Origin of the sequence: Micromonospora sp. WMMD1102 (assembly GCF_029626265.1) — a bacterium.
In the GTDB taxonomy this organism is placed as follows: Bacteria; Actinomycetota; Actinomycetes; order Mycobacteriales; family Micromonosporaceae; genus Plantactinospora.
This window is the reverse complement of sequence record NZ_JARUBN010000001.1, coordinates 1,272,639-1,288,530: the sequence shown is the minus strand read 5'-3', so window position 1 is coordinate 1,288,530 and position 15,892 is coordinate 1,272,639. Positions and strand designations below refer to the sequence as shown.

General features: G+C 67.9%; 17 protein-coding genes. 6 read left to right on the top strand and 11 right to left on the bottom strand.

The annotated features are described in order from the left end of the window. Positions 1-140: 140 nt before the first annotated feature. Together O7626_RS05885 and O7626_RS05880 are read right to left on the bottom strand one after the other, a co-directional pair. Complete coding sequence (locus O7626_RS05885) at positions 141-2,402, bottom strand: hypothetical protein (RefSeq protein ID WP_278060016.1); 2,262 nt, start codon at positions 2,400-2,402, stop codon at positions 141-143. Continuing rightward, a complete protein-coding gene (locus O7626_RS05880) occupies positions 2,354-2,680 on the bottom strand; it encodes a DivIVA domain-containing protein (RefSeq protein WP_278060014.1) in 327 nt (108 codons plus the stop codon). The genes O7626_RS05885 and O7626_RS05880 overlap by 49 nt, the downstream gene beginning before the upstream one ends. A 252-nt stretch (positions 2,681-2,932) precedes the next feature. Here O7626_RS05880 and O7626_RS05875 point away from each other — a divergent pair, with 252 nt between their 5' ends. From O7626_RS05875 to O7626_RS05855, 5 genes are all read left to right on the top strand, one after another. Beyond that, the gene (locus tag O7626_RS05875) at positions 2,933-3,937 is read left to right on the top strand and encodes a helix-turn-helix transcriptional regulator (RefSeq protein ID WP_278060012.1); all 1,005 of its coding nucleotides are present in this window, start codon (positions 2,933-2,935) and stop codon (positions 3,935-3,937) included. Further along, positions 3,934-4,134: a DUF397 domain-containing protein gene (locus O7626_RS05870; protein ID WP_278060010.1), complete on the top strand. Its 201-nt coding sequence runs from the start codon at positions 3,934-3,936 to the stop codon at positions 4,132-4,134. Before O7626_RS05875 ends, O7626_RS05870 begins: the two co-directional genes overlap by 4 nt. A 303-nt stretch (positions 4,135-4,437) precedes the next feature. Beyond that, positions 4,438-4,698 (top strand): hypothetical protein, encoded by a 261-nt coding sequence (locus tag O7626_RS05865; protein WP_278060008.1) that lies wholly within the window; start codon positions 4,438-4,440, stop codon positions 4,696-4,698. 145 nt (positions 4,699-4,843) lie between these two features. After that, positions 4,844-5,344: a hypothetical protein gene (locus O7626_RS05860; protein ID WP_278060006.1), complete on the top strand. Its 501-nt coding sequence runs from the start codon at positions 4,844-4,846 to the stop codon at positions 5,342-5,344. Further along, positions 5,328-5,756, top strand: coding sequence for a hypothetical protein (locus O7626_RS05855; RefSeq protein WP_278060004.1), 429 nt, complete (start codon positions 5,328-5,330; stop codon positions 5,754-5,756). The genes O7626_RS05860 and O7626_RS05855 overlap by 17 nt, the downstream gene beginning before the upstream one ends. Positions 5,757-5,847: 91 nt before the next feature. On the opposite strand, the gene O7626_RS05850 is transcribed toward O7626_RS05855, so the two are convergent. The 7 genes from O7626_RS05850 to O7626_RS05820 form a co-directional block, all read right to left on the bottom strand. After that, positions 5,848-6,960: a DUF262 domain-containing protein gene (locus O7626_RS05850; protein WP_278060003.1), complete on the bottom strand. Its 1,113-nt coding sequence runs from the start codon at positions 6,958-6,960 to the stop codon at positions 5,848-5,850. Further along, positions 6,953-7,552 (bottom strand): hypothetical protein, encoded by a 600-nt coding sequence (locus tag O7626_RS05845; protein WP_278060001.1) that lies wholly within the window; start codon positions 7,550-7,552, stop codon positions 6,953-6,955. Before O7626_RS05845 ends, O7626_RS05850 begins: the two co-directional genes overlap by 8 nt. Then, entirely contained in the window at positions 7,549-7,989 is a 441-nt protein-coding gene (locus tag O7626_RS05840) for a hypothetical protein (RefSeq protein ID WP_278059999.1), read from the bottom strand. Before O7626_RS05840 ends, O7626_RS05845 begins: the two co-directional genes overlap by 4 nt. 75 nt (positions 7,990-8,064) lie before the next feature. After that, positions 8,065-9,231, bottom strand: coding sequence for a serine/threonine-protein kinase (locus tag O7626_RS05835; RefSeq protein ID WP_278059997.1), 1,167 nt, complete (start codon positions 9,229-9,231; stop codon positions 8,065-8,067). Positions 9,232-9,415: 184 nt separating this feature from the next. Continuing rightward, a complete protein-coding gene (locus O7626_RS05830) occupies positions 9,416-9,928 on the bottom strand; it encodes a hypothetical protein (protein WP_278059994.1) in 513 nt (170 codons plus the stop codon). Between the two features lie 2 nt (positions 9,929-9,930). Next, positions 9,931-11,565 carry an alpha/beta hydrolase gene (locus O7626_RS05825; protein ID WP_278059992.1) on the bottom strand — a complete coding sequence of 545 codons (1,635 nt, stop codon included), beginning with the start codon at positions 11,563-11,565 and terminating at the stop codon, positions 9,931-9,933. Then, complete coding sequence (locus O7626_RS05820) at positions 11,562-11,858, bottom strand: type VII secretion target (protein WP_278059989.1); 297 nt, start codon at positions 11,856-11,858, stop codon at positions 11,562-11,564. Before O7626_RS05820 ends, O7626_RS05825 begins: the two co-directional genes overlap by 4 nt. Before the next feature lie 79 nt (positions 11,859-11,937). Here O7626_RS05820 and O7626_RS05815 point away from each other — a divergent pair, with 79 nt between their 5' ends. Beyond that, entirely contained in the window at positions 11,938-12,099 is a 162-nt protein-coding gene (locus O7626_RS05815; protein WP_278059987.1) for a hypothetical protein, read from the top strand. 504 nt (positions 12,100-12,603) lie between these two features. Here the strand turns inward: O7626_RS05815 and O7626_RS05810 are convergent. Together O7626_RS05810 and O7626_RS05805 are read right to left on the bottom strand one after the other, a co-directional pair. Continuing rightward, the gene (locus O7626_RS05810; RefSeq protein ID WP_278059985.1) at positions 12,604-13,074 is read right to left on the bottom strand and encodes a hemerythrin domain-containing protein; all 471 of its coding nucleotides are present in this window, start codon (positions 13,072-13,074) and stop codon (positions 12,604-12,606) included. A 209-nt stretch (positions 13,075-13,283) separates the two neighbouring features. Then, on the bottom strand, positions 13,284-15,812 hold the full coding sequence (locus tag O7626_RS05805) for a glycoside hydrolase family 2 protein (protein ID WP_278066065.1): 2,529 nt from the start codon (positions 15,810-15,812) through the stop codon (positions 13,284-13,286). Positions 15,813-15,892: the final 80 nt, after the last annotated feature.

Here is a 15,892-nt window from a genome sequence, read left to right as displayed (position 1 = left end):
CACAGTTCGCCGCCGAGGTGATGTGGTTGCCGTCCCAGTCGGTCCACACCGCGAGCGGTGCCACTTCCGCTGCGGGGCCGAGGTTAGCCGATAGGCCGGCTCCAGTGGCCGCCAATGCGGTTGCCGGCACAGATGATCGATCAGAGACCGAGGGCGCCGATGGCGGCGGGGAGGGTGGGCGCGGTGGCGAGCTGGCGTACGTCGTCGCGTTCGCGGAGCCAGATGTGGCAGGTTGTGCCGTCGTAGTGGACGGCTACCGACTGCCCGGGGTGATGGCGGGCGAGCCGGCGGAGTAGTGGAATCGGGTCGTCGACCGCGATCGGGGTCGGGGTCTGCGGCACCGGGATCTGCTGGTCGGGGTTGTCGGGGACGTTGCCGGCGATGGCGAGTTCGAGATATTCGAGGCAGTGCGCGGTCGCGGCTTCCGGGGTGGAATAGGTGGGCGGGTCGGCCGGTGTGGGCAGCCGGCCGAGGGGGTCGATTGTGACGTCCCAGCTCTCGCCCTGGATGAGGCGCAGGTCGCCGGCATTGCGGATGTGGTCGACGAGGGTGATCGTGACCGTCAGGCGCAGCCCGAGGACGAGCCGGACCAGGTCGGCCAGCGGCGGCACGTCGGGCCGGCGGGCCAGCACGAGGAGCCGGCCGCCGGGTCGGCCCCGGGCGGCCCAGCGCAGATATTCGGTGAGCGGGTCGGCGTCGGGCCGGTGCAGGGTGACGGTGCCGTCCCGGAGACTGTGGTCGAGGCTGCCGCCGCCGTCGAGTTCGACCAGGTCCTCCGGGCGTACGCCGAAGTGGTCGGCCCAGCCGGCGAGCCGGAAGTGGTCGGGAAGCTGGTGCAGCGGCTTGCCGCCGGGGTGGGTTGCCACCTGCGGTGCCGGCACCTGATTGCCGGTCCGCCAGGTCTCCTCCCCCACCGGCCGGACCCGGCCGTCGCCGCCGGATCCGGCGCGATCGGACTGGTGGTCGGCGGGGTCGTCCCGCCAGGCGAATTCACCGGTACGCCAGCCGGCCGCGTCGCTGCGCCAACTGAGGTGTACGACCCGGCCGGCGAGGTCGGTGATCGTGATCGCCGCCTCGGAGTGGAGCCGGCGGGTGCCCCGGCAGGTGTAGCAGCGCAGCAGTGACGGGCTGCGCCCGGAGCCGGCACACTTCGGGCAGTCAGGATCGGCCCGGTCGGTGCCGAGTCGACAGTCGCAGCGGCGGAGTCGACTGTGCGGGTCGCAGTCGGAGCAGTCGACGTACGGGATGGGCGAGTCCTGCCACGACGGTGCCGGCGGCTGCCAGCCCCGGCGCAGCTTCGTCGCACGCCGGCTGTAGATCTGCCCGGTCGACCACTCGGTGAGGGTTTCCGAGGTCCCGGCGGTACGCAGGCTGGTGTGCCACCAGCGGCCGTCCCGCCAGATCGCCTGCGCCCCGGCGGTCGGGTCGCCGGTGGCCAGGTCGAGACAGTCGGCGAGGATCCGCCGTTCGAGCTGGTCCAGGTCGATCGTGGGTGGGTCGGGTGGCGGCTGTCCGAGGGTCACATGGTGGGCGGGGGCGGTCTGGCCGCGCTCCTCCAGCCCGTCGCAGGCGTCGAGGACTGTCGTGGTGCCGATCGCGGTGGTCAGGTCGTCGGCATAGCCCCGGGCCTCGGACGGCACCGGCCCGCCCGGCACCTCGAAGCGGATCGCCCAGGTCAGCCCGGCCGTGGCGATCAGGCGGCGGGCCTCGACCACCAGATCCAGGCAGAGCAGGTCGGCCAGCCGGCAGAGCCGGCCCAGCTCGGCCGGCGCCTCCCGCGGCGGCGCGACCGTTGACCGGCCGAGATAGAGCCGCCACGCGTCGGTGCTCTCCCCGGCGATCGCCTCGGCCTCCAGCACCTCCCGGACCGTCGCCGAGTGCTCCGGACGCCAGGCGCGGGGCAGGAAGACGAGCGGGCCGTCCGGGTCACCGGGCTGGCGGACGTCCGTCCACGAGCCGGCGCCGACACCGACGGCGGCGGCCAGGTCGCGGAGCAGCGGGGCGAGCGGCAGATGCCAGCTCCCACCGCCGTCGCCGGGCCAGGGCGCGGGTTCCACCACCCCGGGTACGACGTTCGCCGAGGCCACCGCCCCGGTGTCCAGGTTTGCCATCGTGAGGACGAGTTGGGCTCGGCGCCGCCCGGTCTGCCCGCAGTCATGGCAGGGCCGGCCGACCGTGCCGACGCCCTGACACTCCAGGCAGTCCTGGTACGCCTCCCCCGCCGACCGTCGGGCCGACTCGCTGTCGCTTTCGGCGACCAGGAGGCGGTTGCCGCCGTAGGTGCAGCGGCACGGGTCGAGGGTGAAGGAGAGGCCGTCACACGACCGGCACTGCACCACCGAGGGTCCGGCCATCAGCGCCGGGCCAACCCGTGCGCCGTCGACACCTGCCGGGACTGCCACCGCCGCAACGCGTCCTTGATCCGGGCGTTCTGCTCCCGGGCGCTGGCCAATTCGGCGTACGCCCTGGCCAGGTCACCGGCGACCTGGTCAAGGAACTCCGACACCTCGGCCGGATCGACTCCCCGCCGACCGAAGCCGACCGGGGTGAACCGGCGCAGCCGCACCTGCGATGGCCACAACGGCCGGTACGCCACCGACCGGTACGCCGAGCTGAGCCGCCGTAGCGGCTGCCCCTCCCGGGCCTTCTGCCGGAACAACCATCGAAGCAGAGCACGCATGACCTCTCACCAGCCTCTCGGAAACAGGACGTGGGTGGGTGGCCCCAGCCCGACCTTCGGGTTGCCCTACCCCAGACCGCGGCCACCCCGCCCCACCGCCGCAGGCGCGGCTACACATACGGCAGCAGGGCGTGACTCAGAAGCCGGGACGGACAACTCGTTTGAGCTGGCCGCCCCGCCCAGGTGAAGCGACTCCAGAATCGACAAGCAATCTCAGGGACAGTTGCGTTACCAAGTGGTCACTGACCTGTAGTGACTAGCATTGAGGATGATCGCGTTTATATCAAGAGGATGAGTTGGCGGGTTTCCCGTACTATCTTCCTCAGCGTTCTCGAAGGAGGAGTCATGGTGAGCGCCAAGTCGTCGGGGGCGTCGAAGTCCCGTCGGGCGAAGCCAAGCCCGCTGGAGTCGCCGACCGTGCAGGCGTGGGAGCTCGGACTCCGGTTGCGCGAGCGCCGCGAGGAACTGGGCATGACGGCCGTGGCTGCGGGTCGGGCCACGGGCATCGCCCAGGCGTACGTGTCGGGTGTGGAGGCAGGCAAGGTCAAGCTGCCCGCCGACCGCCTGGCCCAGCTCGTGCAGGTCTACGAGATCGAGCCCGACGACGCGGCAGAGCTTGAGCAGCTACGGGAATCGTCGACCAAGCGTGCCTGGTGGCACCAGTATTCTCAGCTCTTCCCCGCCGAGTTCCTCCGGTTCCTCGGCTACGAAGCCGGCGCTGACCATGTCCGCAGCTACCAGAGCGACGTAATCGACGGCCTGTTGCAGACCGAGGCGTACGCCCGCGCGATCATGCGTGGCGGCAACACCTACGTTCGGCTCACCGAGGTCAACCGGCGGATTGCGGTCCGGATGGCTCGGCAGACGCGACTGACCGGGGATAACCCGCTCACCCTCATCGCCGTGCTCGGCGAGGGTGTGCTTCGGCAGCAAGTCGGCGGACCGGCTGTGATGCGGGACCAGCTCCAACATCTCGCCACGCTGGTCACCAAGCGGCCGGAGCAGATCCAGATCAGGATCGTGCCGTTCACCGCAGGCGCCTATCCCGCGCTCGGTGGACCGTTCCAGATCCTCTCCTTCCCCTCGCCTCGGCTGCCCGAGCTGGTCTGGCAGGAGATCCTGACCTCCAGTGACATCATCGACCAGTCGGGCCGGGTGGCCGACTACGTGGTCACCTTCGAGGAGACGCTGGAGCGCGCGTTAAGCTCGGACGAGTCGCTGGCGTTGATCCGGCGGATCGCCAAGGAGATGACGTGACCCCCATCGAGCACACTCCTGAACAGGACTGGTTCAAGTCGTCCCGCAGTGCGAACAACGCCGCCTGCGTCGAGGTGCGGTACGCGGGCGGGGCTGTGGCCGTACGCGACTCGAAGGACCTCGGCGGACCGATCCTCGCCTTCACCGGCCCAGCCTGGTCCGGCTTCGTCGCCACCCTCCTGCCCGGCCAGCGCTGACCAACAGCGGCCCGGAATCCTGGCCAGGGGACTGCGTCCGTCGTCTTTCAGGCAATGAGACCTCCGTTTCCGGGGCTGCTCTCGCCGGTCCCTTCGGTTAGTGTTCGATCGACCACGCGGCGGTAACCCGACACCTCCCGCGTGTCTGCGCGCACCGCCGTCGTCTGGCGACCGGGGAGGACACCGAATGCCCAGGGCCGAGGGAGCCGAAAGCATACACGCACAGCCCATCGCCCTTGTCCGGGGCAGCGCGAGCGCCGCCCGTGCGTGTGCAAGCGTGCTGGCCTGATCAGGGGCGATGCTGTGAACATCGACGAGGTCAAGCGGACGATCCGCCAGGGATCTCTGGCTGCAGAGGAAGCCAAGAAAATCCTGGTCACGGTGGGCACAGAGGCCGCTGAGGCAGAACAGCTCGCCCGTCTCACCGTGCACGACAGCCAGGATGACGACGCCCAGGCCGGCTTGAAGATTCTGGAGGACTTCGGCCGAGAGGTCGACCTGACTGTACGCCGCATCGACGCGGCAGTTGAGCACGCCGATGCCTACCTCGCGACGCTCGGATGACCAGCTCCATCGCCGACATCGTGGCCGAACTGCAAGCGGTGCGGGAACGACTCGCCGCCACGGCGGTCACCGCGATGCGCGCCGAAGCCGACGCCAAACAGGCTCGCCAGCGGTACTCCGAGCATCGGGCTGTGACCATCCCCAGATGCATGAAGCGATCACCGACATCCGGACGGCCAGCGAGAAGGCTGCCAGGACAGCCCGCCTGTTGACGGAGGCCAGAGCACGCTTCGCCGCATATTCGAACCGAATTGCCCCTGGCTCAGCGTCGGACGACGAGGTGCAGGACACCGAGATGCCCTCGGATGAACGTCTCCTGGACGAAGCTGGACGACGGGGACGCAAAGCAGACATCATCTGGCGCAAGCAGATGCAGAAGGCCGAGGACCACGAGTCCACTTTGAAGCAGGTCGAGGATGGCGGGAAGGCGGTCCTGAAGTACTTTCGGCAGCAGCACGGCCCCTCGGGGACGACATCTGCCGGCACGGCTCCCCCGAAACCGCCTCAGTCGCAGGAACGCCCACAGATCGACAACCCCGTGACAGCAGCCATCATGGCCACTGGCGCGGTTGCCGTCGCGGCCAAGTCGGTTTGGAACAGCGTCAGGAAGCAGCGAGAGAAAACGAGAGATGACGACCAAACCTGAGCTTGCAGCCTACATCCGGACCCTGGTCAGGGGTGACAACGAGGCCAACGAGAGGATCGAAGCGCAACTGGACGCTGAGGGTTGGGACGGGTTTCCTCGGTTCCTGGCTGCGCTCTTCTTCCTTGCCGTCGATCGACGCTTCGGGGAGAACGCAACGTCAGCAGAGGTGATCAGGTTCGTCGCAGACCTCCGGGCCGGTCTGGCAGACGATGCCCCCACTATCGATGCTCAGGACGCGGAGGCGCTCATCAGAGCCAACATCGACCCGGACGCCGACTACAACATCGAGCCGAGTTCGATCGGAAAGATCCAGGCTGCGGTCACCTACAAGGTGCTGACCGACGGAAAGATCACAGACGACGAACTTGACGCGCTGCTCGCCGAGGCAAATGCGATCGCGAGTCGTTCCTAGGTCCGCCCCCAGGAGTTTGAACTGGCTCACACCGAACGGTGACGGTAGTGCTCCAGCAGTTTCATCCCTAGGCTTAGACGGAACAGTTCGGTCAGCTCTCGAGCTTCTTCGAAACTATGGATCTCAGGTGCCGGGAGCGAATTCGGCGTGACCCCAAGTCGGACGAGTTGCGGATACCCGACATATACCCTTCGATAGCTTCATCAACCTGCTCGACCGCCATTTCGAGCGTGCCCGAAAGCGATGCAGAGAGGCTGACACTCTCTTCGTCCTCGCCCTTGCGCTTCCTGGCTGAAACTGCGCGCTGAAACAGATCCAGAAGTTCCCGAATCTGCTCGGCCCGGACCGAGTCAGCACTACAGAGCTTCTCGCGTAGCTCCCAAGAAACATGCAGCAGCGTAAACATATCGACGATGTTCGACCATCTGGTTCGGCCGCCCCACTTGAGCGTATTTCTAAGGAACGTCAGTAACGCAAGGAACTCTACTGAACGATCCTGGTAATCTTCGAAATCTTCGGAAATTTTATCATAGCGTTCGTCGAGTTCGGTCTTTTTGTTGGACAGCCCGAAGATGCAGGTGCCAAAGACCTCAGCATAGAACTCTAGGTCACCGCCTCGTTTACGTCGTTCACCACTGAAAACTCCGGAAACCACACTTATTGGGTGGGCTACACAATCCTTGAGGAATTCGTTGAAGGGGCCAGGCAACAGGGCATTCCGGAGCTCTTGATCTGTCAGCACCATATTTACCCTGTTGACTCGGGCGAAGACTGCGCGCACAAACTGATCGGCAAGGTTCGATAGGCGCCGAATCGGAAAGCGATATTGAAAGAACTCTTGACGCACATCGTCGGGAAGTTCCTTGAAAAGCTTTCCCTCGAACTTCTGGATCAGCTTTTCGTCCTCTAGCCCATCCAGCGGAAATTTGTTGTTTATAAACTCAAGCAAGGCGGTGAGGCGCTGCTGGCCGTCAACGACGGAAGCTGTTTGTTCCCCTTCGGGCGACGTTTCGTAAGCGAGGTAGATCTCCGGGATCGGATATCCGAGGAGGATGGTCTCCATCAAAGAAACCTTGGCACGTTCCGGCCAGACGGCCTTACGCTGGTATTCAGGCCGGAGGATCAGCTCGCCGGACTTGTCCAGCGACCGGAACTCCGCTACCGTTTTTGACTCAATCTCGAACTTCAGCCCGTGATCAGCCACGATGCACGCCCTCCTCAATCGCGCGATCTCGCGCGATTCCTACACTTTTCACCTGATAGATTCTGAGCGACTTGTGATTGCGGTATAGTCGATAATTGACTTCACAGTTTATAAAGGTCTCCCCGAGGTCTTGGACGAAGCTGTCTCTCGACCGCGACCACCGCTCACCGAAGGACAGCCGAGGCAGTACTACGTCAAGGGCGATGCATTCTTCGAACACCAGCTTCCGGAGATAGGTTTTATTCTTGGCGAAGATTTCGTCATCAATTATTTCTCGAAGCTCGCTCCACGCTCGATCGAATAGTTCCGGTGAGATCACCGCGATATCCAAGTCCGAGCTTGCATGGAACTTCCTGAAATTCTTCCTCGGGTTTAGCGAATAGCCCAGACGGGCGCTTCCGACTAGCTGGACCGCCATCGGGTCGACGCCGAGTTCGCTTGCAACGAGATGCCGCCATTTGATGTAGTTGAGTTCAAGAGGCCACGCCGCAGGCGTCCCGTCAAACAGCCGGGCGGTCACAAAGTAGTCAACTTCCTGCCCTAGAGAACAAAACTCCTCCCAGAATTCGGGTAGGCCTGAATTCTCGTTCATGCTCCCTCCAGCGAATCTCGAGCTGAGTACAGGATCTGGGGCCGCAACCCAGCCAACGCCAGCTCCGCCGGCCGCTGCTGATAGGTCAACGGGTCGAGCAGGAACCGGTCGGCCAGCGCCAGACCGCGCTCCGACTGCGCCAACGGGGTACGCCGGAGCACCGCCTCCAGGAACAGTCGGCTGCGCCGGAACCGTGCCGAGGTGTCCTGGACCAGCCTGGTCTCCTCCGGCACCATCGCCTGGACCGTCTCCAGCTCGGTGGAGAACGTCGCCTCGACGTCCTGGACGAACTCGGAAACCCCGACGGCCTTCACCATCATCACGCCGTCCCGGACCGGTCTGGCGGTCCGGACCAGCCATTCCTCGTCCCGGACCAGGATGCGCGAGCCGGGCGCGTACTGGGAATCGGCTGCCGGAAAGGCGGGCGGAGGCGTCATGGGGTGGGGGCGTCCTTCGCGGGAGGGGTCTTCGGTTGTCGAGGGATTGCAGCGACTCCGGTCGAGCCAGGCAGGTCACAGGGTGCCGCGTCGGGCGTACTGCCGGCGCAGTTGGTCGGTCAGCCAGCCCACCTCTGCCCGTTGCCGGTCCGGCGGGTCTGGGTCCACCAGCGTCGTCGGTAGTCGCCCGGGCGGGTTCGGGTCGACCCGGGTCTCCGGCCCGCCCCCGCCATCCGCACGGCTGCCGGCGTCGCCGTCGACCACTACGCGATCGTCGACATCACCGTCATCGCTGCCGCCGCCCGCGGTGCTGTCCTCCGGGTCCTGGATCGGGTCGGTGAACTCCGGTGGCACCATGATCTCGTTGCTGCCGTCGAAGGTCAGCTCCCCCACCCGGCGCCGCATCTCGATCACGGGTATCCCACCGGAGGTGGCGATCGCCAGCAACCGGGTGCGTACCACTGACAGGCTGGGCCGGGCGGACGGATCGTGCGCCAGCATCGCGCCGAGCAACGGCACCACCTCGACCGGGACCCCGGAGAAATCCGGCAGCACGTCCGGGTCGGTGATCTGGAGAATCAACCCGTGCATCCCACCGGCGGCGGAATAGAGGTTGCGCCCGGTGAGCGCGAAGACCAGGGTCGCGGCGAGTCCGTAGATGTCCGGACCGACTGCCTGGTCCCGTTCGCCCCTGATCCGCTCCGGCGACATGTAGTGCGGAGTACCGACGATCGCGCCCGGGTCGGTCAGATAATCGCCCCGTTCGGTGAGCACCGCCAAGCCGAAGTCGATCAGCACCGGCCCGTCCCGACCGAGAATGATGTTGTGCGGCTTCAGATCCCGGTGCAGCAGACCGGCCTGGTGCACCCGGTCCAGCCCGTCGGCGAGCATCGCTCCGATCATCGCCACCAGCGGCAGCGGCAGCGGCTCGCGCTGCTCGACGTACTGCGACAAGGTCGAACCGGGCACGTACTCGACCGCCAGCCAGGCCGGGTCGCCGAGCGGGTCAGCGGCCTCGAGGCGGGCGACCCGCGATCCCCAGACGACCCGCAGGCTCTCCACCTCGGCCGCGAACCGCTTCCGGATCGTCGAATCGGCGAGCAGATGCTGTTTGATCACCTTCACCGCGACACGGTCCGCGGTCGGCGAGACACCAAAGTAGACATCACCCATTCCACCCGCCCCGAGGAGGCGGATGAGCCGGTAGTCGCCGAGCTGCTGGATCGAAGGTGCCACACTCACTCGCCGGATCGCCTCCCCTAACGACGGGCTCACCGAACATTACCGGCGATCACTTCCCCGATGGCCCGTCTCGGCTCCCCCGTTGCGGCGTAATGTTCCGACCTGGACGGTGTGGCGGAGGCGGCAGATCATCCGATGGGGGTGGCCCGATCGCCTCGACGAGCGCGCCGGAGCCGGTGGTGGCCTACTGCGGGTTCGGCGTGCCGTTCTGCCAGATGCAGGGTGAGCCCACGGTGAGATAGAAGTCGTAGGAGCTGCCCCGGTCGAAGCCTTCGATGGTGGCGCGATAGCCGTCCGAATTCTCCACTGTGTACCGGGGGTCTGGCTGGTCCCGCAGGTCGTGTCTGACCCGGAAGCCCTGCTGCTGCCAGTACGCGACCAGTGGCGGTATCACCAGGTCACTCTTCCAGCGGCCGTGGTTGTCCGACGAGACGATCGAGTAGCGGTGCTCGACGAAGATCCGTCCGGCGGGGCCGTTGTCGGTGGGATCGTCGCAGGCGGCCTCGTTGCTGCGGTACTCGTCGTCGAGGGTGGTGCCGGCGGGCAGTTGCGCCTTCGCGTCCTGGATGAGCTTCTCCACCCGTTCGACGGCGGTGGCCTGGGTCTCGGTGGGCTGCACGTCGTTTCCCTCTCCCATGCACGCGGCGAGAACCATGCTCGTCGCCGTGAGCAGCACGGTCGCTGTCGCTCGCCTCATGATCACGTCAGCTTCTCGGGCTGGCCGGTGGCAACGTACGCGATGTTTCTGCGCGAAATGTTCCCATGGTCCCAGTATTTCGAGTGGGTCGCGCCCTCGTCCTCGGGGTCGCCGGGGTCGCTGGCGAAGACGTTGGCGCCGAAGTCGTCCCGGGTCGGATCGTTTCCGTGGATGATGTCCCAGTCGGGGATGCGGGCGATCATGTCGTGCTCGGCCCGGGTGGCGTACACCTGGCTGGGATGCACGCCGGTCAGCTCGTCGGCGTTGTTGACGTCGACTCCGGGCGAGCCCACGAAGACCAGCGCGTCCGCGCTGATGCTGCTGCTCATCGCACCGTGTCCGATCACCGTGGAGCCGTAGCTGTGTCCGAGCACGGTGTTGCGGGACGGGCTGTCGCCCTCGTGGGTGGCGCGCAGCCCGGTCTGGAAGCTGCCGAGGTCTCTGCCACCGTCCTCGGCGAACCCGCTCTGCCCGGCCTGCGGGATGCTGTCCGGCGCGTCGTAGCCGAGCCAGAAGACCGCCGCGGTCGTCGCCGAGCGGTCGGCGGCGTTCGCGTCGCTGGCCATCCGGTTGGCCCGCTCGATGTCGCCGCCGACCTTGGACAGGTCGCTGCCGGTGCCGGGCACGTAGGTCAGGACGTTGTCGGCGAGGTCGGGATTGCCTACCGACACGATCGCCCTGCCGTCACCCTCGGTGGAGACCCCCAGGAGGTACGCCCGGGGCAGGTTGGTGTCCTCGAGCCGGTTGTCGATCGCGGTCAGGCCCTTGAGTTTGCCCTCCAGGTCGGACCGCTGACCGTCCAGACGCATCAGCTCGGTCTCGGCGGCGGTCATCGGGTCGCTGGCGTCGGGATACAGCTCCCAGATGCGCCCCTGCTCGATCATGCCGCGGATCTGGTCCTGCCGGGCCTTCGTCTGGTCGAGGCTGGCCTGGCTGGTCTCCTGCGCATGGTCGAGCGCGAGCCGGTTGGCGATGTCGCGACTGGCGGCCGGAACCCCGTCGAGCCAGCCGATCTGCTCGAAGTTGTTCATAATCAGATAACGCTGTTGTTCCGGTGTGAGTGAGTCCCACCAACGCTTGACGTCGACCGGGTCGGTGCCGCGGGCCGGGATGGTCTTCGGGTCGACGAACGCCGCCGGCGTGCCCGCGGCTGTCGCGGTGTTCTGCGCGAGGACGCCGGCCAGCCGGCCGTCCAGCTCCGCCGCGCGTTGCAGGATGCCGTCGCGGACGTGCACGACCGAGTTCATGCTCTGCGCGGTGGACGCGTTGGCGGAGCCCTCGTTCATGCTGATCGTGCCGTCGGCGGCGATCGTGATGTTCAGCCGTTCCGCGTCGTCGATCAGGGCCCGGGCCTGACCCTTCAGCTCCGAGATGCCGTCGGCCCACTCGGCCAGCGCCTGCGCGATGCTCGACATCGGCACGTACGCGTTGTCCAGCTCGCCGCGCATCCCGTCCAGGTGCTTCGCCGCGGACTCCGACGCCGGCCCGGACGGCCACACCTCCGGCAGCGTCCTGGCGTTGGCGGCCATCCCGTCGGCCTGGTCCTCGAGGGTGGCGGCGAGCTTGTCCCAGACCGGCGCCGCCTGCCGGACCGGCCCGACGTCGACGGCGAGCAGCGCCTGCCAGGTGACGCTCACCGAGGACCGAGCCGACCCGCGGCCCGCTCGTCCGAGGCCGCGTAAAGGCTGGCCGCCTCGACCAGCGACCGCCCCGTCTCGTTGACCCGCTTGGCCAGGCCCCGCAGGTAGTCCGACCATCCGGTGGCGGTCCGGTCCGCCTGGGCCAGCAACGCCCACGGCGAGCCTTTCGCCCCGGCCGGGACCAACTGCGATCCCGAATCGGCCACCGCGCGCGTCAACGTGTCACCCTGCTGCCCGACCCGGGTCCCCAGATTCCGCAGCTCAGGCGGGTTGACCTCAAGTTGGCTCATGTCACTCCATGCGCCGATCCCCGAAAGCACGAATGCTATCAATCTAACGCCACGCCGGGTGTCTCTTCCGTAACGTGTCGTGATCAAGGTCGCCGCGTACAAGGTGCCCACCGACGAGGTGACGACAGACGAGGACCTCGACGCGCTACTCGCCGAGGCAACTGAGATCGTCAGTCGCTCCTGGCTGTCTTTGCAGGTTGATCGGGTGACCCGGTGCTTCCAGGCAGTTCCGAGCCGGTGATCTGACGCCGGGTCGGGTGCGGGGGGATTGTCGCCGGGGAGACTGTCGAGCTGCCCCGCCTGTGCACCCAGCTCGACAGTCTCCGCACCGACCATCCCCACCCCGCCGCCGGGCCGCTAATCTGTTCAGCCGGGCCGTCCACCCAGCGACGCCGATGCCACGCCACACGGCTTCGCCGCTGTGACCGTAGTGGGATCATCGGCTGGTGCTCTCCCAGGTGGCCGATGCGCTGTCCCGGTGGCGCGACCGGGGGCCGAGCCGGCTTACCCGCATCTGCTGGTCTCTCGCTCTGTGGGTCGGCTACGCGGTATGGGCCTGGGCCGTGCACGACTGGGCCGTCAGCCACGGGTACGACGGTCTCGTCGAAGGATGGCGACCCTGGTATTTCGCGATCGCCGGGCTCACCTACTGGCCACCGGCGTGCCTGCTCTGGTGGGCCTGTTCCGGAGAGGCGGATTGGCGCCCTGGCAGCGGAGCGGAAGCGTCTGACGTCCGGGTCGCCGGTCACAGTGGGCCCAGCACCACGTCGGGATCGGCGTCCAGCGCCAGGCTCTCCAGCACCGTCAGAAGCTGGCGTTCCTCGTACCTGAAGTGCGACTCCATGATCGCCGCCACGCCCTCCAGGTGCCGCTCCAATTCTGCCTGCGGGGCGGCCCGGTCGACTGCGGCCCGGAGGCCGGCCAGCAGGTGCCCGATCATCGAATGGTCCTGCCGCAGTTGGCGAAGCGTCTCCCGCAACTCGGGATGCCGCTCCGCGATCGCCGGAAACAGGTCCCGGTCCTCGCCCTCGTGATGCGCGTCCAGGGCGGCGCAGAACCCGTGGCAGAACAGCAACAGCTCTCTGGTCGCCGGTTCGGCCGGCTCGCCGTCGGCCAGGGCCTGCTGGGTGACGCGCAGCGCTTCGCGAAGTCGTCCGTGAACGCGGCGCAACTCATGACTCCAGGCCACCAGCCTGGTCTGCTCGCCCTCACCCACAGGTGGAGGGCGAAGGGACGACAGTCATCGTCGTGTTCCCTTCGGTCCGGCGCCTCCATGCCTGACACGGTCTGCCACCGGCACGCGACGCTGGAAGCGAAGCAACCACGCCCACCCCGAACGGATCCGCCGAGGCAGGTCGCGTCCCGCGACGCCTTACCGGGCCATCCGGGCACCGGTCGGCGTCGCGGACCGGCACCCCGACCGGCTCAGGAACCCGGCACCATGTCGTTTACACAACGGAGTACCGGACGGGTGGTGAGCGCCGTTGGGTCCAGCGGCACCCCGGACCGCACGGTGAACGTCGTCGACTCCCCCGGCAGCAGCGTGACAAGTGCCTCGTCCACCTCGGCCGCCGGATCGAGCCGGTCCGGGGCGAGCACCAGGTCGCGCAGGATCGTCCGGGCGGTCACCCGGACCCGTACCCCGTCCGGGGTGGGTTCGACGGTGGCGTCGTAACCGGCCGGCGGGTACGCCAACTCGTGGTCCTCGGCGAAGAACCAGAAGCTCCGTCCGCCGCCCCCGCCGCCCCCGCCGCCCCCTCCGGGATCGGCGACCAGCAGCTCGGCGCGCGGATCGTCGGAGCTGGCGACGTCCGCCGGCAGCGTCCAGCGCATCTGCGAGTACGGCGGCACCGACAACTCGACCGACGCCTTGCCCCTCGGCTCGCCGGCCAGGGTCAGCCGGGTCACGTCCACCCGACCGGTCCAGGGTGCACCGCCGTCGTTGACGGCCACCAGGGCCAGCCCGCCCTGCCTCGGCTGGATCGTCAGCAGCCGGTCGGCGTAGGCGCGGCGCAGCGCGTACCAGAGGGGTTTGCGGCGGCCGTCGCCGTCGACGGCGGCCCACGAGGTGACCGGCCAGCAGTCGTTGAGCTGCCAGACGACGCTGCCCATGCAGATCGGCCGGTACGACCGCAGGTGCTCCACCCCGACGCTCATCGCCCGCGCCTGGTTGAGCTGGGTCAGGTAGTGCCAGTCGTCGAAGTCGCGCGGTGCCGGCAGGTGTGCCGCCAGCCCCCGGGCCAGTTTGAGCTGGCCGTCGCCGGCCTTCTGCCGGTGCGCCATCGCGGCCGAGTCCACGGCCAGCCCGGCCGGATCGGAGATCGCCCGGCGCAGCGTGGCGTAGCTGGCCGGGCCCTGCCAGCCGAACTCGGCGACGAACCGGGGCAGGTAGTCCCGGTAGTGCGTGTAGTCGATCTGGTTCCACACCGTCCAGATGTGCATGCTGCCGTGTGCCGGGTCGTTCGGGTGGATCTCCGGCCGCCCCGACCACGGGCTGCCCGGCCAGTACGGGCGGGTCGGGTCCAGCTCGGCCAGCAGGCCGGGCAGCAGCTCGAAGTAGTAGCCGGCCCCCCAGCTCCGGTCGGCCAGCTCCTGCTGCCAACCCCAGTCGTGCCAGCCCCAGATGTTCTCGTTGTTGCCGAACCAGAGCACCAGGCTCGGATGGCTGGCCAGCCGGACGATCTGCTCGGCCGCCTCGGCGCGTACCTCGGTGCGGAACGGCTCCTCCTCCGGATAGGCGGCACAGGAGAAGAGGAAGTCCTGCCCGACCAGCAGGCCCAGCTCGTCGGCGAGGTCGTAGAAGTCCTCGGACTCGTACCGGCCGCCGCCCCAGACACGCAGGAAGTTGACGCCCGCGTCGCTGGCCTGGCGGAGGCGTTCGGCGTAGCGCTGCCGGGTCACCCGGTGCGGGAAGCAGTCGTCCGGGATCCAGTTGACACCCCGGGCGAAGATCGGCAGGTCGTTGACGACGACGGTGAACGCCGAGCCGTGCTCGTCGGTGCCGGTCTCCAGGCGTACCGAGCGGAAGCCGATCTGCCGCTGCCAGGTGTCCAGCTCGCCGTCGGCGGCGTGCAGGGTGACGGTGAGCGGATAGCGCGGTTGGTCGCCGTACCCCCGGGGCCACCACAGTTCGGGGTCGGCGACGGTGACGGTCAGCTCGGCGGTGCGCTGCCCGGGTGCCAGCACGACCTCGGCGACCTCGCCGGCCACGGCCGCCCGGACGGTGAGCGGTCCGGCGGCGGCGGTCCGGTCGTCGGCGAGGTCGACGTCGACGCGTACCCTGACCCGGCCCTCGGTGCCGGCGACGGTGACCTGCGGGCGGACCTCGGCCAGCCGCGCGGTCCGCCAGGTGCGCAGCCCGATCTCCTGCCAGATCCCGGCGGTGACCAGCTCCGGTCCCCAGTCCCAGCCGAAGTTGCAGGCCATCTTGCGGATGAAGTTGAACGGCGTCGGGTACGCCTTCGGGCGCGCGCCGAGCCGCCGCTGCTCCGCCTCGGCATACCGGTACGCCGAGTCGAACCGCACCCGCAGCACGTTCGCACCGACCCGCAGCACCGGCCGGACGTCGAAGGAGTAGCCGCGGTGCATGTTGGCGGTGCGCCCCAGCTCGACGCCGTTGAGGGTGACCGTCGCCACCGTGTCGAGGCCGGCACAGACCAGCTCGACCCGCTCACCGCCGTCTTTTCCCTCCCGCTTCCCCTCTCCCGCCCCCTCACCGTCGCCGGGCCAGTGGAACGTGGTTTCGTAGCACCAGTCGGTGTGGCCGATCCAGCCCAGTTCGAGTTCGTGCTGGTCGAGATAGGGGTCCGGGATCAGTCCGGCGGCGAGCAGGTCGGTGTGCACGCAGCCGGGCACGGTGGCCGGAATCCGGGCCGACGCGACCGCCGCCGGGATCTCCGGGTCGCCGACCGCGGTCAGCGACCAACCGTCGTGCAGGCTCTGCCAGGACGTCACGGGCACCTCAAATTCCTCGGGTCACGACCGGATTTCTCGGCTCGCGACCGACCACGACCGGATTTCGTCAGGTCGCGACC